Source organism: Phormidium sp. CCY1219 (assembly GCF_035615515.1).
In the GTDB taxonomy this organism is placed as follows: Bacteria; Cyanobacteriota; Cyanobacteriia; order Cyanobacteriales; family Laspinemataceae; genus CCY1219.
Genome location: NZ_JAJENT010000825.1, coordinates 1 through 24333 on the forward strand (window position 1 = coordinate 1; position 24333 = coordinate 24333).

The 24333-nt window shown below is 51.3% G+C and carries 22 protein-coding genes and 1 pseudogene; 11 read left to right on the forward strand and 12 right to left on the reverse strand.

Going from position 1 to position 24333, the window contains the following annotated elements; translation table 11 throughout:
* A pseudogene (locus tag LKK83_RS25760) lies at nucleotides 1-285 on the forward strand (hypothetical protein); the annotation flags it as partial.
* Nucleotides 286-423: 138 nt separating this feature from the next.
* Here the strand turns inward: LKK83_RS25760 and xseA are convergent.
* Nucleotides 424-1656: an exodeoxyribonuclease VII large subunit gene (xseA, locus tag LKK83_RS25765; RefSeq protein ID WP_324634317.1), complete on the reverse strand. Its 1233-nt coding sequence runs from the start codon at nucleotides 1654-1656 to the stop codon at nucleotides 424-426.
* A gap of 230 nt (nucleotides 1657-1886) precedes the next feature.
* On the opposite strand from xseA, the gene recA reads away from it, so the two are divergent.
* Nucleotides 1887-2993: a recombinase RecA gene (recA, locus tag LKK83_RS25770; RefSeq protein WP_324634318.1), complete on the forward strand. Its 1107-nt coding sequence runs from the start codon at nucleotides 1887-1889 to the stop codon at nucleotides 2991-2993.
* 160 nt (nucleotides 2994-3153) lie between these two features.
* On the opposite strand, the gene rsgA is transcribed toward recA, so the two are convergent.
* The 3 genes from rsgA to LKK83_RS25785 all read right to left on the reverse strand — a co-directional run bounded on the left by rsgA (nucleotide 3154) and on the right by LKK83_RS25785 (nucleotide 9958).
* Nucleotides 3154-4218: a ribosome small subunit-dependent GTPase A gene (gene rsgA / locus LKK83_RS25775; RefSeq protein WP_324634320.1), complete on the reverse strand. Its 1065-nt coding sequence runs from the start codon at nucleotides 4216-4218 to the stop codon at nucleotides 3154-3156.
* Between the two features lie 494 nt (nucleotides 4219-4712).
* On the reverse strand, nucleotides 4713-7850 hold the full coding sequence (locus LKK83_RS25780; RefSeq protein ID WP_324634321.1) for an MFS transporter: 3138 nt from the start codon (nucleotides 7848-7850) through the stop codon (nucleotides 4713-4715).
* A gap of 608 nt (nucleotides 7851-8458) precedes the next feature.
* Nucleotides 8459-9958: a CIA30 family protein gene (locus tag LKK83_RS25785; RefSeq protein ID WP_324634323.1), complete on the reverse strand. Its 1500-nt coding sequence runs from the start codon at nucleotides 9956-9958 to the stop codon at nucleotides 8459-8461.
* 99 nt (nucleotides 9959-10057) lie between these two features.
* Here LKK83_RS25785 and LKK83_RS25790 point away from each other — a divergent pair, with 99 nt between their 5' ends.
* Together LKK83_RS25790 and LKK83_RS25795 are read left to right on the forward strand one after the other, a co-directional pair.
* The gene (locus LKK83_RS25790; RefSeq protein WP_324634324.1) at nucleotides 10058-10309 is read left to right on the forward strand and encodes a hypothetical protein; all 252 of its coding nucleotides are present in this window, start codon (nucleotides 10058-10060) and stop codon (nucleotides 10307-10309) included.
* 291 nt (nucleotides 10310-10600) lie between these two features.
* Entirely contained in the window at nucleotides 10601-11458 is an 858-nt protein-coding gene (locus tag LKK83_RS25795) for a prohibitin family protein (protein ID WP_324634325.1), read from the forward strand.
* 59 nt (nucleotides 11459-11517) lie between these two features.
* Here the strand turns inward: LKK83_RS25795 and LKK83_RS25800 are convergent, their stop codons facing one another.
* The gene (locus tag LKK83_RS25800) at nucleotides 11518-12456 is read right to left on the reverse strand and encodes a GUN4 domain-containing protein (RefSeq protein ID WP_324634326.1); all 939 of its coding nucleotides are present in this window, start codon (nucleotides 12454-12456) and stop codon (nucleotides 11518-11520) included.
* Between the two features lie 99 nt (nucleotides 12457-12555).
* A complete protein-coding gene (locus LKK83_RS25805; RefSeq protein WP_324634327.1) occupies nucleotides 12556-12963 on the reverse strand; it encodes an MAPEG family protein in 408 nt (135 codons plus the stop codon).
* Between the two features lie 3 nt (nucleotides 12964-12966).
* Between LKK83_RS25805 and LKK83_RS25810 the strand changes: the two genes are divergently transcribed.
* The gene (locus LKK83_RS25810) at nucleotides 12967-13107 is read left to right on the forward strand and encodes a hypothetical protein (RefSeq protein WP_324634329.1); all 141 of its coding nucleotides are present in this window, start codon (nucleotides 12967-12969) and stop codon (nucleotides 13105-13107) included.
* Here LKK83_RS25810 and LKK83_RS25815 read toward each other — a convergent pair.
* A complete protein-coding gene (locus LKK83_RS25815; RefSeq protein WP_324634331.1) occupies nucleotides 13104-13487 on the reverse strand; it encodes a hypothetical protein in 384 nt (127 codons plus the stop codon). The two genes, LKK83_RS25810 and LKK83_RS25815, sit on opposite strands and share 4 nt — an antisense overlap.
* 306 nt (nucleotides 13488-13793) lie before the next feature.
* On the opposite strand from LKK83_RS25815, the gene LKK83_RS25820 reads away from it, so the two are divergent.
* Complete coding sequence (locus LKK83_RS25820) at nucleotides 13794-15233, forward strand: sodium/proline symporter (protein ID WP_324634332.1); 1440 nt, start codon at nucleotides 13794-13796, stop codon at nucleotides 15231-15233.
* Between the two features lie 18 nt (nucleotides 15234-15251).
* Here the strand turns inward: LKK83_RS25820 and LKK83_RS25825 are convergent, their stop codons facing one another.
* From LKK83_RS25825 to LKK83_RS25835, 3 genes are all read right to left on the reverse strand, one after another.
* The gene (locus LKK83_RS25825) at nucleotides 15252-15962 is read right to left on the reverse strand and encodes a class I SAM-dependent methyltransferase (RefSeq protein WP_324634333.1); all 711 of its coding nucleotides are present in this window, start codon (nucleotides 15960-15962) and stop codon (nucleotides 15252-15254) included.
* Nucleotides 15963-16201: 239 nt separating this feature from the next.
* The gene (locus LKK83_RS25830) at nucleotides 16202-17134 is read right to left on the reverse strand and encodes an Rpn family recombination-promoting nuclease/putative transposase (RefSeq protein ID WP_324634334.1); all 933 of its coding nucleotides are present in this window, start codon (nucleotides 17132-17134) and stop codon (nucleotides 16202-16204) included.
* Between the two features lie 83 nt (nucleotides 17135-17217).
* Entirely contained in the window at nucleotides 17218-18150 is a 933-nt protein-coding gene (locus LKK83_RS25835) for an alpha/beta hydrolase (protein WP_324634335.1), read from the reverse strand.
* Nucleotides 18151-18317: 167 nt separating this feature from the next.
* Here LKK83_RS25835 and LKK83_RS25840 point away from each other — a divergent pair, with 167 nt between their 5' ends.
* The 4 genes from LKK83_RS25840 to LKK83_RS25855 all read left to right on the forward strand — a co-directional run bounded on the left by LKK83_RS25840 (nucleotide 18318) and on the right by LKK83_RS25855 (nucleotide 21030).
* Nucleotides 18318-19481: an acyl-CoA dehydrogenase family protein gene (locus LKK83_RS25840; RefSeq protein ID WP_324634336.1), complete on the forward strand. Its 1164-nt coding sequence runs from the start codon at nucleotides 18318-18320 to the stop codon at nucleotides 19479-19481.
* 31 nt (nucleotides 19482-19512) lie between these two features.
* The gene (locus LKK83_RS25845) at nucleotides 19513-19917 is read left to right on the forward strand and encodes a DUF2809 domain-containing protein (protein WP_324634338.1); all 405 of its coding nucleotides are present in this window, start codon (nucleotides 19513-19515) and stop codon (nucleotides 19915-19917) included.
* A 96-nt stretch (nucleotides 19918-20013) separates the two neighbouring features.
* Nucleotides 20014-20427: an acyl-CoA thioesterase gene (locus tag LKK83_RS25850; RefSeq protein ID WP_324634339.1), complete on the forward strand. Its 414-nt coding sequence runs from the start codon at nucleotides 20014-20016 to the stop codon at nucleotides 20425-20427.
* A gap of 162 nt (nucleotides 20428-20589) precedes the next feature.
* Entirely contained in the window at nucleotides 20590-21030 is a 441-nt protein-coding gene (locus LKK83_RS25855) for an arsenate-mycothiol transferase ArsC (RefSeq protein WP_324634341.1), read from the forward strand.
* A 67-nt stretch (nucleotides 21031-21097) separates the two neighbouring features.
* Here LKK83_RS25855 and LKK83_RS25860 read toward each other — a convergent pair whose 3' ends face one another.
* Complete coding sequence (locus LKK83_RS25860) at nucleotides 21098-22264, reverse strand: calcium-binding protein (RefSeq protein ID WP_324634343.1); 1167 nt, start codon at nucleotides 22262-22264, stop codon at nucleotides 21098-21100.
* A 314-nt stretch (nucleotides 22265-22578) separates the two neighbouring features.
* Complete coding sequence (locus LKK83_RS25865; protein WP_324634345.1) at nucleotides 22579-23562, reverse strand: DNA-methyltransferase; 984 nt, start codon at nucleotides 23560-23562, stop codon at nucleotides 22579-22581.
* A 358-nt stretch (nucleotides 23563-23920) separates the two neighbouring features.
* Between LKK83_RS25865 and LKK83_RS25870 the strand changes: the two genes are divergently transcribed.
* Nucleotides 23921-24286, forward strand: coding sequence for an AAA family ATPase (locus tag LKK83_RS25870; RefSeq protein WP_324634346.1), 366 nt, complete (start codon nucleotides 23921-23923; stop codon nucleotides 24284-24286).
* Nucleotides 24287-24333: the final 47 nt, after the last annotated feature.

The following is a 24333-nucleotide window of genomic DNA, read 5'->3' on the forward strand; positions in this document are numbered from 1 at the left end:
AGGAGGGACATCATGCGGGAATCATCCATGTATCAAGAGATTTTAGCTGAAGGTCGCGAAGCGGGTCTGCGCGAAGGGATAGAGAGAGGTCAAGAACTCGGTCGCCAGGAGGGTCTTCAGGAGGGTCGCCGGGAGGGTCGCCAGGAGGGTCTTCAGGAGGGTCTTCAGGAGGGGATAGAGCAAGTGGCACTGAATTTAGTTCGGAGTGGGATGTCACTCGAACAGATTGCTGGCGTCACGGGTTTATCCGTACAACGAGTGCGCGAACTGGGTTCTGAGTCATAGGACAGTGCCGATCGCCGCTTTTGCTCCACACAGGCGATCGCGATTTTCTTTCCGCCTATTACCACATTGCCTTACTTTTGTCAACCCCTAAGAATTACAAAAAGTAAACCAGGGATGCAGGGGGGTTTGCGATCGCCCTTATTCCAGAATCTCAGTAATTTGCACCTTAACCCGACCCTCCCCAAGTTGGAGCGAGAGGGCTTCTCCGGGTGCTAGCTGGGCGCTGCTGCGGGCGATCGCCCCCGATTCGGTTCTCACCACCGCGTAGCCTCGTTGTAGCACCCTCTGCGGGTCGAGGTTGTGGAGTGTATGCCGCAGCATTTGGCAGTGCATGCGCGCGTTCCGCAATTGCTCGGAAGTCACCTGCACCAAGCGTTTTTCCTGCCAGTGCAGGGCTTGACGATGTTGCTGCAGGTGTTGGGACAACGGTAAACGCCCCAAGCGCGATCGCAGCATGTGGAGTGCCTCTGCTTCGCGCTCGAACCTTGCCAATCCTGCCGCTTTTAAAGCAACCACTCGTTGCTGATGTTGTGCGGACAAACTCGCTAATTCCGGCACCGCCATTTCAGCCGCCGCTGTGGGCGTGTGGGCACAAACGTCGGCCACTAAATCCGCCAAAGATTCATCCCGTTGGTGACCGATGCCGGTAATCACGGGAATGGAACAACAGGCGATCGCTCTCACCACGCCTTCATCATTAAAACAAGCCAAATCCTCAGAGGCACCCCCACCCCGCGCCAAAATCAACAGCTCAGCGCGATCGTCCCCTTCTACCCGCGCGATCGCCCGGGCGATGGATGCCGGCGCTTGTTCTCCTTGCACCGTCGCCGGCGACAGCAGCACCCGCAACCCCGGATACCGTTGCCGCAAGGTACGTTGTATATCCCCCCAGGCAGCCGCTTGCGGGGAGGTGACCACCGCCAAGGTTTGCGGGTGCGGCGGGAGGGGGCGCTTGCGGTCCGGGTGGAATAATCCCTCCGCCTCCAGACGCGATCGCAGTTGCCGATAGCGCAGGGCCTGCAACCCTTCCCCCGCCGGAAACGCCTGCCACACATTAAGCTGATAATCTCCCCGCTTCGGATACAGGCGAATGCTAGCCAACACCAACACCTGTTCCCCAATTTCCGGCACCTGCACCAATTTTTGCAACTGAGAACCCCACACCACACAGCGGATTGCCGCACTACCATCCGGTTCTTGCAACGTAAAAAACAACCCACTGCGATGCGATCGCGCGCTAGAGACTTCCCCCATCACCCACACCTGCCGCAATTGCTTGTCCAGTTCCAATAAATCTTTAATGTAGGCACTCAACCCTGCCACAGACAACGCATTATCCAGCATCAGGTTATCGGCGATCGCATCCATCATCAGCCACTCTTTTACAGTTTAAATTCAACAATTGAACCTTCCGTCCAACTTACCACACCCTCTGCCCCGGCAAGCTTCTAGCCATTTCGGATTATCCCGCAAAACCAGACCAATCAAGCGGATTTAAGATTTAATTAACATTTATCCGTCCCAGATCCCCCCCAACCCCGAGCCGGTCATGTAGAATAGATAATCAACATGCCCAGTCCAGATGAATCCCAACTAAGAGAATGGCTACACAAACCTCGGTAAACTCCGACAGAGAAAAAGCCCTAAAAGTAGTGCTTTCCCAAATCGAGCGCAACTTTGGCAAAGGGGCGATCATGCGCCTCGGAGATGCCACCAAAATGAAAGTGGAGACGATCCCCTCCGGGGCGCTCACCCTCGACTTAGCCCTAGGTGGGGGTTTGCCCAAAGGTCGGGTGATCGAGATTTACGGACCCGAGAGTGCAGGTAAAACTACTTTAGCATTGCACGCCCTCGCCGAAGTACAAAAATCTGGCGGCGTTGCCGCTTTCGTAGACGCAGAACACGCCCTCGACCCCACCTATGCCTCCAGTGTAGGCGTGGATATCGAAAACCTGCTCGTCTCGCAACCCGACACTGGCGAAATGGCCCTGGAAATCGCCGATCAGTTAGTCCGTTCTTCTGCAGTAGATCTAGTGGTGATCGACTCGGTAGCGGCCCTGGTACCGCGCGCGGAAATCGAAGGACAAATGGGGGATCCCACGATTGGCTTGCAAGCGCGCTTGATGAGTCACGCCTTGCGGAAAATTACCGGAAACATCGGCAAATCTTCCTGTACCGTGATTTTCCTCAACCAGTTGCGGCAAAAAATTGGCGGTTACGGCAACCCCGAAACCACCACCGGGGGTAACGCCCTGAAGTTCTATGCCTCAGTTCGCCTCGACATTCGGCGGATTCAAACCCTGAAAAAAGCATCCTCAGAATTCGGGATCCGCGCCAAAGTGAAAGTCGCCAAAAATAAAATCGCGCCCCCCTTTAGAATTGCCGAGTTTGACATTCTCTTCGGCAAAGGCATTTCCAATATGGGTTGCGTGATGGACTTAGCGGAAGAAACCGGCGTGATTATCCGCAAGGGGGCTTGGTATAGCTACAATGGCGATAATATCGGCCAAGGGCGCGACAACTCCCTACAGTATCTCGAAGACAATCCAGAAATCGCAAAAGAAATCGAGCAAAAGGTGCGCGAACAACTGGAACTCGGTGCGGTGGTGTCCGCCAACTCCGTGGGACACACCCATGATGACAATGGAGATGCCGAGTACGACGAAGACTATGTTGAGGAGTATGCCGAAGAGGAAGATACGAAATAAGTGAGGCGCGCCCTCTACTTTCCCCACTGCCAAAAGCACCCCCCAAACCTCGGGGGGTGCCCTAGAGCGTCGGTTCGGTAGAATTAGTCCGCTTAGGCAGACACAAGCTTTTGCCTCGGCGCGATTTTAATTCGCCACTCTCAGCCGAACTACGTATAAATCACCGCTTTTTGCCCATCTTTCTTCTCTGTTTGTGGATTTGTTTCCAGCGTTTTTTCTCGACAAGAGAGGCATTTTGGTTTTGCTTGGCAGACAGGTAGTGCAGTTCCTTTTGCAGCTTTTGATAGCTGAGGAACCGCTGCTCATCTAGGGTACCGTTTTCGATCGCCGCTCGTAATGCACAACCGGGTTCGCGATCGTGTTGGCAATCGCGAAAACGACACTGTTGCGCGAGAAGTTCGATATCCTCAAAGGTTTCTTGCAATCCGCGATCGCTCGACCACATTTGGATTTCGCGCATTCCCGGCGTATCGATGAGCATTCCACCTGTGGGTAAACGCATCAATTCGCGATGGGTGGTAGTATGTCGTCCTTTCCCGTCACTTTCGCGCACCGCTTGCACGTTTTGCGCCAAAGTTCCGAGTAACTGATTGGCGAGGGTAGACTTGCCCACCCCCGAGGAACCGAGTAAGGCGACAGTATCTCCGGGTTGCAGATAGGGGTGCAATTGTTCCACGGCGCTGCCCGACAGGGCACTAACGACCACAATCGGTACCCCCGGCGCGATCGCTTCCACCTCCGCAATTCGTTCCCCGATGCTGACGCACAAATCCGCTTTATTCAACACGATCGCCGGATTAGCACCACTTTCCCAGGCTAAAATCAAATAGCGTTCGATCCGTCGCAGATTGAAATCGCGATCCAATCCCGACACGATAAACACCCGGTCGATATTACTCGCCACGATTTGCTCTTTCGTTTTCCCCCCGGCAACTTTGCGGGAAAATTTGCTTTGGCGCGGCAAAATATGGTGGATAATCGCGTTTTTCCCTCCTGGCGATGGGCGAATTGCTACCCAATCCCCCACGGCGGGAAAATCCTCGCTTTGCGTCGCGCCATAGCGCAGCTTACCGGCGATTTCTGCCAATAACTCTCCCGTTTCGGTGTAGAGAAAGTAGGTATTTTTATAGGCGATCGCCACTCGCCCCGCCAGATATCCTTCCCGTTGATAGCTGGCAAAATTTTCCTCAAAAAAAGAATTCCAACCTAATTGCTTTAGGTTCATTGCCGATGTTTCCTCGAAGTGTATTGCTGGTTAAGAGCAAGGAACACCGAGGAAGTACGGTTTTATTTCCGGATAAACTCATCATTCAAGCCGACCCTCTGGCTGTTCCTTGCTGGATGGATGTAAAGAATTTTGGGAATCGATTCGGACAAGCTCAGACATATTTTCTACTCCTGAAAAGCATTAAGAATGGATCGATCTCGATTTAGCCGCCATCGATGGTCGAGGGCGATATTTAAGTCTACACCGAAAGCATTTCAACTGTCAACCCTCCCTTGCAGAAAAGTTAGATGAGGGGGGGCGCGTCATGCAATCTCATGTTTCGACGGTGCAGTGACGGCAGAACTATACATAACCCGGCTGACAAAAGCCAGCATCGGGTTTTGCATCAGGGGGAGAATAGAACAATGTTTGCCGGGAAGAAAAAACCCCTCTGTAGCTGCAGAGGGGTGAGATAGATAAGGGAAGAAAAAGAGAAAAGAGAGAAGGAAACGTTAAATCGCCACAGCGATCGCGCCGGCACCGGCGGAGGCGGCGGCGGAAACCAAAGCGGTGAAGAACAGCCACCAAGCGGCAACAGATGCGGATTTGCGGGTTTCTTCCGCTTGATGTTCGGCTTCTCGCTTCAGGTCTTCGAGGCGGCGTTGGGTTTCCATTTGGAAGCGTTCGGCGCGACGCAGCACGCTGTTGCGGGCCTTTTCGATTTGGTCGATCGCGCGGTTGGCGTCAGCTTCGGAGATATCGTCGCGAGAGCTCATAATCGCCACCAGGGTATCGCGATCGAACTGACTGAGACGATCGCGCAGGGCATCAAATCCCGCTTCCGGATCGTCAAACAAAGTGCGAACATCGCGCTTGATTCCCTCATAGTTGAGTTCCGGGCGCTCCAGAGAATTGAGATAATTGCGGATGCGAGCCAAAATAGCATCGATCGCAGACTGAATGCGATTCTGCACCTTCTGCAATTGTGCCACGAATTTATCGCGCACGGCCATAATCCGATCCACGATTTCCTTCGCTTCCGCCTCGGAGATATCATCGCGCTGCGCCAACAACGCTTCCAGGGTGGTGCGATCCATATGAGAGAGGCGATCGCCTAAATTGCTCGCCCCCAGACGCGGATCGGCAATCAACAACTGCACATCGCGCTTGATGCCTTCCGGGTTGAGTTCCACTTTGCCCGTGTTGCGCAGGTAATCTTCCAGCGCCTGCTCGAAATCCATCGTTTGTTGCTGCACCCGAGTCGCGACGCGGCGAGGTGCCTTGATAACCTGACGAATCGAAGATTGCACTTGGTCGATCGCGTCATTGACTTCCGACTCGCTCAAGTCATCCCGTTGAGAGAGCAGTTGTACCAAGGTATCGCGATCCATCTGTGCGAGGCGATCGCGAATAGCAGAAGCACCCGCTTGCGGGTCTTGCATGAGTTTTTGCAAATCGCGCTGAATCCCGTCCGGATTGAGTTCTGCTTTCCCGGTCGATCGCAGATAATCGGCGATCGCTTCGCCTGCGCGATCGTAGCGCTCCTTGGCTTTCCCGGCCAACATTTGCGGTGCGTGAGCCACGCGGAACCAAGAATGTTCCACCGTATCGGCAATTTCGTTCACCTGGTCTTCGCTCAACTCCGGGCGTTGCGAGAGCAGCTTCACCAGCGTATCGCGATCGAAGCGCGACAGACGCGCTCTGAGCGCCCACAGTCCCGCCTGCGGGTTATCCAGCATGGTTTGCAAATCGCGCTTGATGCCTTCGGGACTGAGTTGTTCCTTTCCGGTAGAGCGCAGGTAATCCTCTACCTTGTTCCACTGCATGTCGATATTGGCTTGCGCCGCTTCTTGGGTTCCTTTCGACTCTTCCAATACCAAGTCGCGAGTGCGATCGAGGGCGGCGAGCATTTCTGCGGCTTCATCGCGGGTCAAATCTTTGCGATCGCGGAAGATATCGATAAACAATGGGCGATCTAACTGCGCCAAGCGATCGCGCATTTCCCGATAGTCCGCATCCGGATCTTCGAGCAAATGTTTGAAATCCCGCTCGATATCCGACGGTTTGAGGGTTTCCTTGGGACTGTAGCGCAGGTATTGTTCCACCTCAAATCGCAGTTCTTCGGCTTTGATGCGCTCGTCTGCAGCGGCAACGGTGTATAATACCTCCACGCGCACCGCTTCCAGGATGCTGGCAATTTCTTGGATTCTGGCTTGGGTAAATACCCCGCGCGAGGCCAGCATTTCAACGAAATCTCCTCGGCGAATGCGCTCTAATTCCGCGCGAATCAATCCCGGCGAAGCTTCTGGGTCGTAGAGCACTTCTCGAAACTCCCGGTTTACCGTTTCCGGCGTCATTTGCCAAGAGTATTTATTTAGCACGTAATTTTCGATATCGGCGCGCAAAATGCTATAGGGTTCTTTTGCTTCCCCCTGAATCTGACGCGATACCTTATCGGTTTGGTCGCTGACGCGAGCTCTCGCGTCCTTCAGTTTGTCAGTGATTTTTTCTACATCTAAATCCGAGAGGTCCTGGCGACCCATCGCCACAGCTAGCACACTGTGAAATGCCAATTGCATGCCTTGCTGCATCATTCCCGGCTGTTGCGCTTTGCGGCGCGCCCGCATTTCGTAAATGACGCGATCGATTTTTTCTTCGAGTTTGTCGGAAATTAAATCCGACGGTGAGGCTTCTTTAATATACTCGATCAGTTCTCCCATCCAATCTCGCGGCTGCAATTGGCGCTTTGCTTTATGCCAGGTGTTCTCCAATTGGTCGGCGATCCGATTCACATCCCGTTTCGATAAATCGCTGCGGGAACTCACCACATTTACAAAGGTTTGGCGATCGAGTTCCGGGAGTTTCCCTTCTGTGGCAATTTGCTTAAATTCCGGTTCGTTGAGCAAGCTTTCAAATTCTTGGCGGATGTTTCCCACGTCGAGGGCGGCGGGTTTTAAACTGGCAATGTAATCTTCCAGGTTTTCGCGAATTTCCGCCGGATCGATCGCCGAACCGATTTCCCGACGAACCGCCGATGCAGCCGCTTCCGCCGTGGCGACCATTTGATGGGATGCGGCTTTGGCACCGATCGCCCCGGTTGCGGTGCCCACAATCGCTTGAAAGCCCGAGGTGGCGGTATTCACCACCGAACCCACTAACGACCCCACTGTGGTGGAACTCACCCACACCAGCAGGGAAAAGTATGTCCCCCAAATCACCAAACCCACAATCGCACCCAACCCGATACTGACGATCAAGCTGAGTTTGACGGCTAGTAATGCGGCGCAAAATAAGGCGATGGTGACGGTGATTAGGGTCCACGCCCCCACGGCGGTCTCGATTTTGCGAATCGTCCCGCCAATGGTTTGGTTGGATTGATTCGGGTTATTGGACTGATTTTGGTTATTTGATTGCTGATTTGACTTGGAGTTGCCCCCAAGGGCAGAAATCCCAGTGGCGACGGAAAGATTCGTCAGCAACAGTTGAAACCCAAACGCCAAAACAACCCCGGCAATTAAGGCCACAAAAAATTGCGGCCCTTCAAATAAGACCGAGGTTTTTTCTGGGGTTTCCGGTACCACCTCCACTGGAACTTGGGCCAAAAATGACCCCACCTCCAGTTCCAGCAGGCTTTGTGCATTTTGTAACATCGTAGCTACCTCGCTCGTTATCAATCTATGGAAAAAGCGCCACGGGAAAAACCGAAGCGGGAATAGCAGAAGTCTCGGCGCGAGTTCTGCTCCTCCTTTAGTTAGGATTGTTCGATTTTGCCGGAAAAACATCCCCCCGCAGGCGGATTTACTCTAGGCCAGCGTGTAAACAAATGTTGCGATGCTAGTCTCGATCGCGGGAAAAGCGATCGGGCTTGCAGGAATTTTGCACCCACCGCGATCGCGCTTGGGATGTTACAAATGCTACTTTTGTGGCTTGGCAGCCTTACTGTGAGAAACCGCCTATATGTATAAAATTAAACTGATATATAAACTCGTTAAACTCGTTCCCAGGCTCAGCCTGGGAACGCCCCCTCGGAGGCTCCGCCTCCAGGTCAGGCGACCGCCTGGGAACCCCCCTCATATATAAACTCGTTAAACTCGTTCCCAGGCTCAGCCTGGGAACGCCCCCTCGGAGGCTCCGCCTCCAGAGTCCCCAAAGGAAAATGACCCAAATCCCGCGCCCGGAGAAGTGCGAGGGAGGCAAAAAGCAGTTACCTCACTTGCGATACTGTCCCGCAAGTGAGGTAAAATCGTTCGCTTAATGGCTAAGAGACCAACTCGCGATCGCGTTGCAGGTCGGAAAATAGACCCGTCCAATCCCCCGGCGGATGACCGCTATCGCCTTCTTTCACCTCAAAGGTCACATTGCAAGCAGCGGGAATGTCTAACGCTTGCACGCACAATTCGGCGATATCTTCGCGATTCACTTTCCCCTTAATCGTATCCCCTCGCTCGAAGGTTAACCGCTGAGTGCCCGGTTCTTCCGTCAGGGCACAAGGGCGGACGATCGTGTAGGGAATCCCACTCGAGCGAATCGCCTCTTCCCCGCGCAATTTCCAGGTTAAAATCCCGCCTAATTGGTCATTCATTCTCACCGCTGGCGGTTCTTCTTCTAAATTCAGTCCCGGACGACCCGGACGAGTCACCCCCGCCGAACTCACGTGAACGAACCGAGGTAATTTTTGCCCGCCATAGGCTTTCATCGATTCGATTTGCAATTGAAACACGCCCGGTTTAAAATTCTGATTGAGTTCCCCATCGTATTCAAACTTACTCAGCATGATTTGCACCGAGCGAATTTGAGAGGAGTCTAACGGGCCGGCATCTTGTAAGGTTTTTGCCCGAAAGACCGGGATAAATTCCGAAAAAGGAATGCGAACCGTAAACCAAATATTGGGAACCGTATCGAAAGAATAGCAGTAAGAAACGCTATCCCATTTCGGATCCGTGCGAAGGATAAATTTATAGCGCTTGCCATCACCTTTCACGCGCAAATCGATGCCTTCGTAGTCGGATAAATCCAATGGTGGCTCGAAATTGCGGGTGCGAACCGAGGCAAACCCGCCGGAATTGGCAGTGGAAACATACCCGGAGAAAAAGGCGGTTTCATCCACCAATCGCACGGTACTTTCGCTTGCGCCACCCATGACGATATCATCTAACGCACCCCAAGTTTCTTTTAAATCTTGGGTGGGTTTTCTAAAGTCAAAGATAATTTTTTCATCTGGATTGCCGAAGCGGGAGAGTTGAGAGCGAGTGGCATCTAAGAGGTTTTGAATGCCGTGGTATTCTACCATTTCCGGAGTATCCACCACTTCGGGGAGATAAAACTTGATGCCTTGATAGTATTTTTCCCGAGTGGGGGTATCGCCTTCCACCGGTTGCACGCGGGTTCCGATGCAAGAAATCACCGCTTTCACATCTTTGAGGAGGCGATCGCTCAGGGTTTCGGGGAGGGTGATATCTGCTTCCACCAAATCCACCCGATCGCCGAGGATTTCCCGCCCGCGCCGCGCATCTCTGACCAGCGATCGCACTTGATAGCCCCGTTGTTGGAGTTTTCGCACCACGCGCTTACCCACGCCACCAGTGGCACCCGCCACCAGAATCACCCCCGGGGTTTCCGGGGTGCTGACTGTATTTTTACCGCCAGTTAGCAGTTTTTGCAACCAGCGAATGTTTCCGAGAAAGGGAATAATCCCGAAATAAGACAGGGTTTTGAAGAACCTGCCTGCATCCCATTTGGCCTGATTTTTTTCGGTCATGGTTATCTACGCACTTGTCTGTTCTGCTTTTAGTGTTAACAAATATTTCGCAATGGCGGTTAGGGCGGTTTGCCTCACCTGTCCCCGGGAAAGCGGCGGGTGGGGACACAGACTGGCGATCGCCTTTCCGGGGCGCTGCAGTGGTCTCCCGGGGCAATGATGTTATTTAAAAAACAATTTTACTTAAGAGCGAGGGATGATGGCTATGGGGAAACTCCCCTGTTACCCCACTATTTTTGCACCAGTGGCGCACTGGTGAGACCCCGAAAAAAGGAACGCCCACAGACAGGAAAACTCACCCCAGTAACCCGGGAATGGGATGGGTATCTTGTGACGGGATACCGTAACTAGAAATCGCCACAGATAACAAGACAAACGGTGCGAAAAGCAAGAAAAAATGAATCAAACTTTGGCGGCGAGTTCCCCAGGAATCGGTATTCTAATAAGCGTAAGCTGTCACCCAATTCAATGGCTAATCGCTTATGCCCTAAAAAATAATAAAATGCGATCGCCGATGGGGAGAGTGATTTAAAATTTCGAATGCTAGAATATCCAGGGGTGCAGATGGGCAGTGCCTTCCGAGGAGATACTCTGCTAGTCTAGAAGGAGCAGCCAAAGTAAACACGCAAAGGAGATTACAGCTTGAAGAGTAAGTACGGGCAGAGTTGGCAAGCGATTTTGGGCGGGATTGTACTGGCGGTACTGATCCTCGTCGCCTCGAGTTCGTTTGTGATTATCAACCCCGGGGAAGCCGGCGTAATCAGCATCCTGGGGAAAGCCCGGGATGGCGCGTTACTCGAAGGTATCCACATCAAGCCGCCTTTGATTTCCAAAGTGGATGTTTATGATGTGACGGTGCAAAAGTTTGAGGTGCCCGCGCAGAGTGCCACCCGAGATTTACAAGATCTCACGGCGCGATTTGCGATTAACTTTCGCCTGGATCCGACCCAGGTGGTGAATGTTCGCAGAACTCAAGGAACCCTGGAAAATCTGGTGTCGAAAATTATCGCGCCACAAACCCAGGAATCTTTTAAAATAGCGGCAGCCAGAAGAACTGCAGAAGAATCGATCACGAAACGGAATGAATTGAAGCAAGATTTCGATATGGCGTTGAGCGAGCGCTTGAAAAAATATGCGGTAATCGTACTCGATACCAGTGTGATCGATTTGAATTTTTCTACCGAGTTTGCAAACGCGGTTGAAGACAAGCAAATTGCCGAACAACGGGCACAAAGAGCGGTTTATATTGCCCGGGAAGCGGAACAAGAAGCGCAAGCAGAAATCAATCGCGCCCAAGGGAAGGCGGAAGCGCAGCGCCTGTTAGCCGAAACCCTGAAAGCCCAAGGGGGCCAATTGGTACTGCAAAAAGAAGCGATCGAAGCGTGGCGCGAGGGCGGTGCCCAAATGCCCAACGTTTTGGTGTTAGGAGGCGACTCTCCTGGCGTTCCATTTTTGTTCAATTTGGGTGAAGTTCAAAAAGCGGCTAGCTTAACCCCATAGCTGGGTAACTGTTTCCCACAAAACCGTTCCCAGCTTCGGGCTGGGAACGGGATTAAAGGTTATGAACGAAGGGCGTTAAATAATTGCAATAAACCGGTGACACTTTCCTGTGCGGTGACTTTTCCTACACCGTAACAAGGGCGTTTTCGCCACCCGATCGCGGGCAAATGTCCCGCCGGCGCATCCAGAGAAAACCTCAGTTCGTCATAATACAACCAGTTTCCTTGCACCCGCCATCCCACGCGATCGCAAAATGCCGTGTAATCCCCTTCTACACTCTCCCAAATCTGCTGCTGAATATTGAAGCCAAATTGACCATAACTATATTCTTCCCACACCCAATCGATAGCAATTAAATCCGTGGGGGGAAAAGCGTGGATATCCTCTACACTCAGCCACCCTTCTTCTTCGCGATCGCTGGCTTTAAGCATCAGCGCCCAGGTTTCTTCATCGGCTTTTTTCCATTTCCCTTTTGACAATAATTTCATCAAATTATTGTAGTCTATTCCTACCTCGGAGGTGGGATAATAGGTTTCCGATGTGGCAGAATAAGGGTCAGTTGTGGTAGAATAGTCTGGTGTTGCGTCAGGGTTAAACTGGGCGGATAATTGCCAGAGAACCTGTTGCATTTGCTCGAAGTCGATGGGGTCGAGGCGAGCCATTACCCAATCTAATTGAGACTGGAGATAGCGTCGTTCTTCTTTCGCTTGGTCCAATTCGGCTTTGAGCTGGTCAAAGCGCCAGTTTAATTCAGATAAATCTGCGCGATCGCCCCGGGGTGGCATTGAGTTGGAGTGTTGCATTTCTTGCGCGATCGCTTGATAGCGTACCCACATTTTTCTCGCCCAGTCGAGCTGAACTTTTTGTTTTTCTAGGAAAGCTTTTCCCACTTTGCTGTATTTGCTGTCCGGTGGGGGAATCAAGTCCCACCCGCACACCGAACAGCGCTGGGTTTCTCCCTCCATGTATTCAGTATCGCAGACGGGACATTGCAACATAAAACTATCCGGATAAAAAAGCAATAAAAATCCGTAGGACGCGAGGTAAAAAGTTTGACGTTTCTGTAGCCAACTCCCCGAGTCCCAAGCGGCCAAATTCTACAGGATATTGCCGGTTTTAATCAGATTCCAGACGATGCCGATTAGAGAACCAAGCAGCAAAACTAGACTGGTAATCGAGCCAATTCCAAAGCCAATGGTGCGCTTTTCGGCAGCTTGATAATATCCCCAAGCATACACCGCGCGTCCCACAACCCAAGCCGCCCCAATGCCCGCCGCCCAAACTGGACTGACGAACACAGAAAACAGCCATAAAGCCGGCAGGAAAATCACCAGTTGTTCCAGGGTATTTTGCTGCACGCGCAACACCCGCTCGAAGTCCGGATCCCCGGTCATTTGCGGCGGGGGTACTTTGTATTTTGCTCTAGCTCCGCCCACATTAATGGTGACGACCAAATACAGAATCAGGGCGGAAACGGTGACTAAACTCGTCCAGGGTGAGAGCATGTTTTGCCAACCTCTACAAAAACGAACGATAAACTGTTTTGCAGCTCTGTGGGTATTATGCCATTAATGGGGAATTTGAGCAAAGCGATCGCCGAGGAATTTTCCCTGGATCCCAGGCAGTGGTCCGTCCCCGGGGGGGTTTAAGGGGCAATTTGCGTTTCTAATTCATCCAGACGATTTTCCACCTCGGTGAGCCGTTCTTTCAGTTCGATCGCTAAAATGGCAAGGTTATCAAATTGCTCCTCCAGGGTAAGGTCTTGCGGGCGTCTGGGTCGGGGAGTGGTGGCGGGTTCTGGTGTGGGTTCGGAAGCCGAAATCTGGGGGGTAAACTGCCGTTGTCGGCGCAGTCGCGACACTTCGTTTTCCAGTCGATTCAGTTGCGAGCGCAGGGTAAAAATTTCCGCTTCTAATTGTGAAATGCGAGAGGAATCGCTCCCGAAAGCTGGCGCTGAGGAAAATCCGGCGAGTACCATCAGGCCCGAACACAAGAGCAGCCCAAATCGCTTGAGGTTATTGAGGGTCATTGTCCAAATCCCGAACGGCTAAAAATATTGTCCAATTCCTATTTTACCTTACTCCTGCAATGAAATGAGTTGTTTATTTTCATGGTTTACAAAACATTCGGGAGAGAAGAAAATTTTAGCTCTAAAGCAAAAGTTATCCAAGCAGCGCGGGTAATTTTCACAGCCAACTGTGTGTGATTGACAGTTAAGGAAATCTCGGTTAAGCTCAGTCGAGAATCACCCTCGCGTCTTCGGCAGGGGTTGAGGCTTTTGGGTCTCCTTGCCGCAGGTTTGGGTAGGCAGGTACAACAATTTACGAGGACACCCGTGCTGGATCGAATCTGGATTGCGATTAGTTTCATTGTGTTTCTGTTGCTGTTTACGGGAGTCGGTATTTACTCGGCAACCCGCAAGACAAATACGACGGCGGATTATCTGCTTGCCAGTCGCACGGTCAATTTCTGGCTGACGGCTCTCTCCGCTTTCGCCACAGCCCACAGCGGTGCCATGTTCACGGCCATAATTGGTTATACTTACCAAGTGGGCATTTCCGCAGCTTGGTTGCCCATCGGATGGGTGCTGGGAGATGCCCTGGCTTGGATCTTTGTTTACAAGCGATTGCGCGTCGCCTCGGAGGAAAGCGCCTGCGAAACTGTGGGTGGGTTTCTCGCGGGCGACCAAAAGGGCAACCGGGCGATCGCTATTATCTCCGCATTCGTGACCCTGGCGTTTCTCGGCACCTACTCTGCGGCGCAACTGGTGGCGGGTAGTAAAGCACTGCACGTTCTGTTCGGCTGGGACTATTCTTGGGGGATTATTCTCGGTGCGGCGATCGTGGTGGCCTATTGTTTCTCCGGGGGCATTCGCGCCTCTATCTGGACTGATGCGGCACAATCGGGAGTGATGATGTTCGCCATGATGGGGCTGTTAGTTCTCTCTATTGCCGCTTGCGGCGGAGTGGGGGAACTGTGGAGCCAACTGGAAAGCATCGATCCGCTTCTCGTGAATCCCTCTCCCTCCAATCTCGAGTTTGGCACGCTTTTCTTTGTCTTGGGCTGGGTGGCATCGGGGTTGGCAGTATTAGGTCAACCTCATATCCTCGTCCGGGCAATGGCGATCGACTCCGCCGAAAATATAGGATTGTCTCGGAATCTCTACTTAATCTCTTATACGCTTTTTTCCGCAGCCGCGATCGGGGTGGGGCTGACGGCACGGGTGTTGATGCCCCAACTGATGGTTGCAGGCAGAGATCCGGAACTGGCACTACCTCTACTGTCAGTAGAACTGTTACCCGCCGTGTTGGTGGGCGTGATTTTAGCGGGACTGTTTGCGGCAGTCATTTCCACCACAGACTCCCAGATCCTCTCCTGTTCGGCGGCGTTGACACAAGATTTGTTTCCCAAAGCCGCGCATTCGTATAAAATGGCGAAAATCGGAACCGTGACGGCAACTGCCGTAATTTTGGCGATCGCCTTAGCGGGCAATCAAAATGTCTTTATGTTAGCCCTGTTGGGTTGGTCTACCCTGGGGTCTACTTTTGGGCCGCTTCTGCTGGTGCGGGTTTTTCGGTTGCCTCTCAATCCGATAGTAGCGATCGCGATGATGGTCGTCGCGATCGCTACTACCTTAATCTGGCGATTTGGACTCAACTGGTCTAACAATGTTATCGAAACACTTCCGGCGATGATAGCTCCTACGCTGGTTTACGCAATTTATTGGGTTTTTGCAGTTCGCCAAAACCAACAGAACCCCGGATCGCCGCCCTAAGAGCCATTTCCTTGGTTTTTACATTTTAGAAGCAATGAAAAACTGCCCGCTTTTATCTTTGCCTGACAATTTAAACCCGGCTTTATTGAAAAGCGCTGCAATCGCCTCTCCCTGGAAAATCCGGTAAATAAGTTGCTGCGTTGCTAAGATGCGATCGCCTTTTTTAAAGTAAAAGGTTTTCTCAATACAGTCTGGTTTTGTGGTAGATTCCACAATGTCCTGAGAGTAGACAATCCCTTCCGCTAAAGGTTTGTCATAATTATCGTGAACGCCTTGAATGTTGATAATAAACATCCCCCCCTTGTTGAGGCAGTTGGCAATATTTTGCAGCGCTTTTATGTTACTTTCATCGTCAGTTAAATGTGTATAAAAGTCTAACTCGTTGCCCGAATCGACAAAAGCACCCAACCCGCCGTTAGAAATGGCAACATCAAAGCGATCGGAAATCGACATCGAAAGAATATCCGCTTCAAACAGTTTGGCGCGATCGCCCAATCGCTTTTGAGCAATTTCCAACATAGCTGCGGTGTGATCCATGCCGGTTAATTTGTAATTCGGCTCGAGTTCTAACAGTTTCTCCAACAGTAAACCCGTTCCCACGCCAATTTCAATGATGCTTTGCTCTGGGGATACTATATCCGCGATTTGCTTGGCAATTTTTTCGTGGTTATAATAGCCACTGGTCATCAACAGATCGTAGTAATCGGCAATCCCCGTGTATTCGTTCATAGTGTTGCAGCCTCCTCAAATAGCTGGGTTTTACAGACCTAGCTTAACCGCTTTCAATTTACTTGTCAACCGTTTCGCTCAGCGAGGCGACAATTGTTTGTTATTCGACACCAGAATATTCTTACCCCATCCGGTTTTATCGGCTAACTTGCCCTTGAGTGTACCCACATTTTAGCGGCACACTTTGACTGGCGATCGCCCGATATAAAAATGCGCGCGATCGCGATTTCCCGGCTATTTTATTCAGAATTATCGGGATTAGAGGAAGCTTGTGCGGCTTCGAGAACCCGCTCCACATCCAACTCTAAAGCCGCCGCCACCTGTTCCACGCTCAATCCCAGCGCCAATAACCGAGGGACGGATTCCAGCTTACCCTCTAGCTTGCCTTCTCGCTTGCCTTTTTCCTCAGCTTCGGCGGCGACTTCTTGAAAGTACCGGGTTTGTTTTAACTCGGGCAATCCAAACATCGCTTCTATCTCCTGTCGCGATAAATACGGTAATTTATAGACCATGATGGTCTCTATCAATCCTACAACTTTTTGCTTCAATGCTTCATCGGCAAGTTGCTCCTGCGCTTGCTGGATTAATTGCGGTGCTCGGTCGATCGCGGTTTGACGATCCTTGACCACCAAATTCACCATTCCCAATCCCAGAGAAAGGGTGGATGGTTCTGAGAGTTCATCTAAATAGACGCGGATTAACAGGGGGGTTTCCTCCGGGCGATCGCCTTGCAGAAACCGCCGATATTGGCGCGGTACCCCCGGATCGCAACTGCGCGAGGAAAAGAGGGCGACGGCTTGAAAATCTTGCTGGGGTTGATATTGACCCAGATAAACGAAGATTTCACTCAAAAATCGCCAGTAGAAATCCTCTTTTTTCTGAAATTGTACCTCCAAAAAATAGATAAGCAAGTCGAGTTCGTTCTCCGGAGGTAACAACACCCCATCGAACCGACGTGCCAGTTCTTTGATTTCCCGCGAGGTGAATTCATAGCCTCGGGCGCGATCGCTGGATTGCCCGAGGAGTTCAAACACCAAACCGGGAAAGGTTTGAAACAGTTGATAAAAAATCGTATCCGTTCTCACCGAATTCGCTTCCGTTTTTAGAAGTGGACGATAAATGAACCGCGATCGCGCCGATTTACCTTTCGGGTATTGCCCTCCCTCGGTCAAGTTTCCTTAATTATTATAATTCAAAACTCCCTCGGTTTTCCACATAAGCGTCGCCTGCCAGCCGACTTGTGCCTTGCAGTAGATTAAGCCTTAAATGCGGCACTTAAAGCGGTTGATGCTTCTTCGAGGGCGGACAATCCTTGCGGTAACTTTTTCGCCAAATTGACAAAACCGTGAATCGTGCCATTATAGCGACTGATTTTGACGGGAACTCCTGCGGCTTGCAGGCGATCGCCGTAGAGTTCCGCTTCGTCGCGCAGGATGTCTAATTCCGCAGTAATTATCAAGGCGGGAGGTAGATTGTGCAGAGTTTTAGCAAACATCGGCGAAGCATAGGGATTTTTCCCGTCAGCCGCACTGGTAAGATAGCAATCCCAGAACCATTTCATCAAGGGTTTAGTTAATAGATAATATTTGCTATTTTGCCGATAAGATGGGGTATCGAATCGGTATTGAATTACCGGATAAAATAACAGTTGATAAACGAGAGAAAGGCTTTGCCGATCGCGCGCCATCTGTGCCACCACTGCCGCCAAATTGCCCCCCGCACTTTCTCCCCCGACGGCAAGGCGATCGCGATCGGCGTTGAGTTCTGCGGCATGATTCGCCACCCACAGGGTCGCCGCATAGGCATCTTCGGCAGCGGCGGGGAACAAATGTTCCGGTGCCAAGCGATAATCCACCGACACCACCACACAATCGGCGCGATTCGCCAACGTGCGACAGATACTCTCTTCCATCTCCAGATTGCCGATGACCCATCCGCCCCCGTGAAAGTACACCAACACCGGAAACGGCGCTTGCCCCGCTGGGGTATAGATTCGCAGCGGAATTTCCCCTGCCGGACCGGGAATTGAGCGGTTTTCCACCTGGGCGATCGCTTCGCGCGCGTGGGAAAACCGGAGAAAGATTTCGTTCACTTCCCGCACTTTGGTCGGGTTGAGTTTGGAAATCGGCGGAAATTCCCACTGGGCGATTTCCGCTAACAAGGCTTGGGTTTCTGAATTTGCTGGCATAATACTGCAACGCTTTGCGGATTTTCTCCAATTGTACCACTGCCGTTGTGGCTTGCAGATAAATTTTATATCCTTTTAAGTTTCTACCCTAAAAAGCAGGCGATCGCCACGGGGGTTGTCCGGGAACAACATTTTGTGATAGAATAAACCTCATTCACCTTGACTTGATGGCAATTCGATTGAAAACTCCCATGAAATCCCAGCAACAACGGCTAGCAGTTGCCGAGTCTTACTTGCGAGAAACCGTGGCACCGAATGCCACAGCGCTCGATCGCGATCCGGAGGTGCTGCGCCAGGCCCTCGCCGGATTGGGCGATCGCCGATTATTAGCCCTGAAAGTTCCCGAAGCGTGGGGCGGTGCGGATCCGGAAACCGCCCGCCAGTTTCAGGAAATGGTAGCGCGATATTCCGGTGCCTTAGCCTTTTTGCAGACACAGCACCAAAGTGCGAGCGGAATGCTGGCTCGCAGCGACAACGAGGCGCTGAAACAGGCGTATTTGCCCCATCTGGCAAGCGGCGATCGCTTGTTAGGGGTGGGGTTCTCCCAATTGCGGCGGCGCGGTACCCCGATGGTGAAAGCGCGACCCGTGGCGGGTGGATTTGCGATCGACGGTCAAGTGCCTTGGGTAACCGGATGGGGGTCGTTTTCGGAATTTATCGTCGGTGCCGAATTGCCCGATGGGCGGGCACTTTATGGCGTGGTTCCCTTTGCCGATACCCAGGACAATGGCGGCAGTGTTACCTTTAGTGAGCCAATGCAGCTTGCCGCCATGCAATCCACCCAAACCGTTATCGGTCAGCTCGAACGCTGGTTTTTACCCGCAGCGCGGGTGGTGTTTGTCAAACCGGCGGGATGGATACATGAAAGCGATCGCCACAATGTATTGCATCACAGTTTTTTTGCCTTGGGTTGCGCCCGGGCGGGATTGGACATTGTAGAATCCGCCCGCAAGAAGAAACAACTGCCCGCCATTGCCGCAGCTTGGGCCGCCCTCGATCGCGAATTAAACACCTGTCGAAGTGCGATATACCAACGCTCCACCCAGAATCCCGCCGAGTCCACCGGCGATCGGCAGGCCAACCCCTCCCCGCTAACGTCGCTACAATTGCGAGCCTGGGCGATTGCCCTGGCCAATCGCTGCGCTCACGCCGCCGTCACGGTTTCCAGTGGTGCGGCGAATCTCAGCCATCATCCCGCCCAACGGGTCTATCGCGAAGCTTTGGTGTTTTCCGTATCCGGGCAAACCACCGCCGTGATGGAAGCCACCCTCGATCGCGCGATCGGTGCAAGTGAGGTGGAAGTCGCTGCCCGTTCCCATTATCTCACTTAACGTCTAAACCGAATCTACCCGGAATTATCTGATGCAGGTTAACCCCGATCGCTCCTGGCAAACCCGCTTTCTCCTCCCCTCTATTCTCTCATTTTTCGCAGGCGTTGCCATCCTATTTTATAAAGGTCCCGGTTGGCAGTTTTTTCGCTTTTATGTCGGAGATGTAGTGGCGGTGGCATTTCTCTATTTTCTCCTCAGTTTGTTTTGGAAAGCTGCGGCGTATTGGCGCGCTGCAGCGATTGGCGCGATCGCCACCGCCATCGAACTGGCGCAGTTATGGGAACTGACCCCGAAAAATGGCTCGTTTGTCAGTACAATTGTCTTCGGTTCGCAATTTGAACTCTGGGATTTTGTCGCCTATGGCGTGGGATTGGCGATCGCCCTAGCGGTGGATTTTGCCCTCAAGCGCGATCGGCAAGGAAAAACGGGGGATTAATTCCTCTCTCCTGCGCCAATTTTCTCCCCTTTCTGCAGATTAACCGCCAATTTTATGATATAACCAAAAAGGTCAATTCTGCAAAGCGCGATCGCCATGCAAAAATTTATTACCCATATCCGCGTGCGTCACTATGAAATGGATGCTCTCGGTCACGTCAACAACGCCAGCTATCAGCATTACCTGGAAGATGTGGGAATTCAACACTCCGAACATCTCGGTTTTTCCCTCGATCGCTATCGAGAACTCGGCGGTTATTTCGTCATGCGCCGCGTGGAAATCGACTACCTGCGTCCCGCCGTCGCCGGGGATATTTTGGAGATTACTACCTGGTTGTCAAAAGTACGGGGCACTCGGGCTATTCGCCAGTATGAAATTCGCAAAAAAGGAGAGGAAAATTTGGTGGTCACTGCAGAAGTTTTGTGGGTGTGGGTAGATGCCGCTACCATGAAACCCAAACCGATTCCAAAGGAATTTATCACCACCTTTGAGGAACAGAAATCGGCATGAAACCGGGAAATAGAGGGATAAAAAATGAGCGATTTATCGAACTTGGCAGTCAATGCAATTGCTAAATTTAGCAACTATATACTAGCGATAGGTGCCCGTCAAACATCGGCGATCGCTTAAACTAAAATCCACAATATCACTCGTAGGGAGAGGAAAAAATCCATGAAAAAAGTGCTATTTCTCTGTACGGGCAATTACTACCGCAGTCGGTTTGCGGAACATCTGTTTAATGCCTTAGCAGCAAAACACCAACTGGATTGGCAAGCGGATTCCCGGGGATTGGCCCTGGAACTGGGCGTCAACAATGTAGGGCCGATTTCCAAGTACACTGTGCGACGATTGGCAGAACTCGGGATTGAGATTGGCGATCGCGAACGATTTCCCCGATCGGCAGAGTCGGCAGATTTTGCCACCGCCGATCGCATTATCGCCTTAGATGAAACGGAACATCGTCCTATGATAGCACAACGCTTTCCCCAATGGGCGGAGGCGATCGCCTATTGGAATGTGTGCGATGTGGATAAAACCCCGGCGGAAACCGCCCTACCGGAAATAGAACGCCGGATAGAAGAACTGGCGATCGCCTTGCAGCAGTTGCCTTAATTTAAGGAAAGGCGATCGGGAAGAATTGATGGGCGATCGCCTTGTCTCACTTTCAACCCAATCCACCTTAAAAAATAATAATATCGTTCGCCATCACTTCCCCACTTTCAATCACCGCAATTTGCACCAAATCCCCCGTCGAATTCGCCGCCGTTGCTGCCACTCCACCACTGGGGTCGTAGTACAAAATCCCGCCTTCCCCGGGTTGAGCGTCAAACACAATCGAAGCCAATTCCAGTTGCGTTCCTCCCGGCAATGCAAAGGTTCCCGAATAAGATTCGCTTCTCGAGGTAACGGCGAAAAAATCCACCTGAGTTCGCAGTCCCCCGATCGCATCTTCCGCAAAATCGAAGTGATTTACGCCGCGTTTCAAATAAAATCGATCCGTACCGCTTTCAAATACCGTCACCGTATCGTTGCCTTCTGTCGCCGTGGGCGTTTGATACACAAAACCCTGGGAAATTCCCGCACTGGCAACCAGACTATCTGCCCCTAATCCTCCTGACAAGCTATCATTTCCCGCCCCGCTTTCTAAGGTATCGTTTCCCGCACTTCCCACTAAAAAATCATTCCCAGAACCGCTGACCAAAGTATCGGTATTCGCCCCAGCAACCAGAACGTTATTGCCCGCTTTTGCTTGTAATAAATTGCTTCCCGCGCCATTGGCCGCAAATAGAGAATCGTTGCCTTGACTGCCGACTAACGTGCTGTTTTCGCCTAATGCCAACAGGGTATCGTTTGCATTACTGCCGTTTAAAACGCTGTTATCGCTAGCGGCGATCGAATCCCCATCTGTGGGCATTGGGGCAGGTTCCTCCTCAACCGACATCCCCGATTCGTTATTCTCGGGTTCGGAACTCGGCGGAAAGAAACTGCGCCCTTCACTCAAACCAAATTCGATTAAATGCTGCAAGGCTTCTTCCCGGATGAATTGACTTAAGTCCGGATGAATGGTTTGATAGTAATTGAGGTCAACTGCTGGGGAAAAACTGCGCCCTTCACTGATGCCAAAAGCAAGCAAATGCTGCAAAAGCGTTTCTCGATTTAGTCCCTGAAGGTCGGGATGCAAAGATTGATAGTAATCTAAATCGACCACTGGGGAAAATTGCCGCCCTTCAGCAAGGCCAAATTGTCGGAAATGTTGTAATGCTTCTGGGTCGCTGAATTGAGCGATATCCGGATAAATCGACCGATAATAGTTGGGGTTAAATACATCGGAGAGTGTCAAAACCATTTTGATTGTTCCCTTGCTAATGGATAATCATTGGAAGAAGCGGCGATCGCGCCTGGGGGTAAACGGTATCCCGGCAAATTCGCCCCCATAACCTTCCCTACTCACACTACACTAATCTACCCGGGCGATGCCATCTCCTCCATTGCAGGATACCCAATCTGGGACGAAATCCTGCGCCATTTGTTCGGAAAAAAGGAGCCAAGGTGAGGAAAAGTTCGCCAGTTAAGGGAAAAAGTTGGGTTGTAACCTTGATTTTACCCTAGGAAAAATTATTGCCATTTCGGGAATAAATATGTTATAATAATTTATAACTTTCAAGCGAATGTGCCGTATTTTTCCTCTTCCTTCATTCGCAAGTGGGCGAATTCAAAATACTGCGGTTCAATTTCAATCCCAATACTGTGACGGCCCCATCGACTGGCGGCTAAATTCGTACTGCCGGTTCCCATAAACGGATCGAGAACGGTATCGCCTACAAACGAAAACATCCGGATCAGACGTTCGGCGATCGCGATTGGATAGGGGGCGGGATGCGATTTCGTTGAAGCCCCGCCAATCGTCCAAATTTGTTGGAAATACTCCCGATGAGTTGCTTCCGGAATTACCGATAAAATTCGCGTCGCTAAATTCGGCTGACGATAGCCCCCAGATTTTCTCTGAAACAGGATGTATTCAATGTCATTTTTAATCACTGCATTCGGTTCGTAAGGCTTTCCTAAAAACTTCGATTTTCGATTAGATTCACATTTGGAATTCGCAATTTTATGCCAAATAATTGGCGCTAAATTATCAAAACCAATTTGACGACATCGTTCTTGAATGCTGGCATGTAACGGAAATACTACATGACGACCAAACCGCCGTCTGGGCACACAGACATCCCCCACCACAATCGCCAATCTTCCACCGGGAACCAACAGGCGAAAAACCTGTTTCCACACCCGATCCAGTTCGCTTAAAAATTCCTCATAATCGTCAATTGTTCCCAGTTGTCCTTCCCGGTTGGGGTAGGATTTCAGCGTCCAATAGGGCGGAGAAGTCACCACGAAATGAACGCTTTTATCGGGGAGGGTTTCCAAACATCGACCATCCCCGATATTGAGCTGATGACGGGTGGGTAATTGCTGCACAATTGCTTCAATCGAGCGGGTTAAGTTGAGGTTTTTGGCAATTGCCGGAATTGCCTTTTGCACATTGCGCTTGGCGAGGGCGATCGCTTCAGTGGGAACGATCGCCTCTAATTCTGTTTGTGTCACATCGCCTCGGTGAGAATTTGCTACAATGACCTGAGTAAACAAGGTCTGCTCCTTATCTGTGTGGGACGCTTTTCTATTATAATGGCAAAGGGGTAGAGCGGGCAAATAATTGCCGCCAATTTTTGAGGAAATAAGGGAGGCGATCGCCTCTTCGGTTAAATGGCATCGCAGGGGCAAACTTCACTGTATAAAATCCCCCCATATGGCCGAAAATGCGGTGGATATCCCATATTCTATAGGGTGGGACTTGCGCCACCGATTGACCCTCTGCAATGCAAAGACTGGGAAAGTGGCCACTTGAACCTGGAGATCGCTTCCCGACTCGCCCGTTCTGTGTTATAGTAGGAAACTATGTAAAACTTTAGCTAATTACCCGAATTCCTTTGAGTAGATGTTTGTTATGTTAATTGAGTTCAGCGTCGGCAACTACCGCTCCTTCAAAGAAACTGTCACATTCAGCATGGTGACGGCAGACATTACTTCTTCGGATAAAAATATTGATACAAATAACGTCTTTCAAGTTGATAACGAACTCAGCTTACTCAAAAGTGCAGCTATCTATGGAGCCAATGCCAGTGGCAAGAGCAATCTTGCTCAGGCGATCGCTTTCATGCGTTGGTTTGTCCTCAATTCATCGAAAGAAACCCAGATTGCGGAAGAAATAAATGTGGAAACCTTCAGGCTGAGTACCGAAACTCTCGGCCACCCCTCTTTTTTTGAAATTGTTTTCAGATTAAAAGCAAAACAATATAGATATGGATTTTAAGTAGACAAAATGGAGGTAGTTTCTGAGTGGTTAGCCCAGGTGCCAAA

Excerpts from the sequence above, each read along its gene's own strand:
- LKK83_RS25845 (WP_324634338.1), top strand. The coding sequence starts at position 19,513 with ATGCAGGTTAACCCCGATCGCTCCTGGCAAACCCGCTTTCTCCTCCCC.
- LKK83_RS25855 (WP_324634341.1), top strand. The coding sequence starts at position 20,590 with ATGAAAAAAGTGCTATTTCTCTGTACGGGCAATTACTACCGCAGTCGG.
- LKK83_RS25815 (WP_324634331.1), bottom strand. The coding sequence starts at position 13,487 with ATGACCCTCAATAACCTCAAGCGATTTGGGCTGCTCTTGTGTTCGGGC.
- xseA (WP_324634317.1), bottom strand. The coding sequence starts at position 1,656 with ATGATGGATGCGATCGCCGATAACCTGATGCTGGATAATGCGTTGTCT.
- LKK83_RS25860 (WP_324634343.1), bottom strand. The coding sequence starts at position 22,264 with ATGGTTTTGACACTCTCCGATGTATTTAACCCCAACTATTATCGGTCG.
- LKK83_RS25840 (WP_324634336.1), top strand. The coding sequence starts at position 18,318 with ATGGCAATTCGATTGAAAACTCCCATGAAATCCCAGCAACAACGGCTA.
- LKK83_RS25850 (WP_324634339.1), top strand. The coding sequence starts at position 20,014 with ATGCAAAAATTTATTACCCATATCCGCGTGCGTCACTATGAAATGGAT.
- LKK83_RS25870 (WP_324634346.1), top strand. The coding sequence starts at position 23,921 with ATGTTAATTGAGTTCAGCGTCGGCAACTACCGCTCCTTCAAAGAAACT.
- LKK83_RS25785 (WP_324634323.1), bottom strand. The coding sequence starts at position 9,958 with ATGACCGAAAAAAATCAGGCCAAATGGGATGCAGGCAGGTTCTTCAAA.
- rsgA (WP_324634320.1), bottom strand. The coding sequence starts at position 4,218 with ATGAACCTAAAGCAATTAGGTTGGAATTCTTTTTTTGAGGAAAATTTT.
- LKK83_RS25800 (WP_324634326.1), bottom strand. The coding sequence starts at position 12,456 with ATGTTGCAATGTCCCGTCTGCGATACTGAATACATGGAGGGAGAAACC.
- recA (WP_324634318.1), top strand. The coding sequence starts at position 1,887 with ATGGCTACACAAACCTCGGTAAACTCCGACAGAGAAAAAGCCCTAAAA.
- LKK83_RS25835 (WP_324634335.1), bottom strand. The coding sequence starts at position 18,150 with ATGCCAGCAAATTCAGAAACCCAAGCCTTGTTAGCGGAAATCGCCCAG.
- LKK83_RS25805 (WP_324634327.1), bottom strand. The coding sequence starts at position 12,963 with ATGCTCTCACCCTGGACGAGTTTAGTCACCGTTTCCGCCCTGATTCTG.
- LKK83_RS25780 (WP_324634321.1), bottom strand. The coding sequence starts at position 7,850 with ATGTTACAAAATGCACAAAGCCTGCTGGAACTGGAGGTGGGGTCATTT.
- LKK83_RS25825 (WP_324634333.1), bottom strand. The coding sequence starts at position 15,962 with ATGAACGAATACACGGGGATTGCCGATTACTACGATCTGTTGATGACC.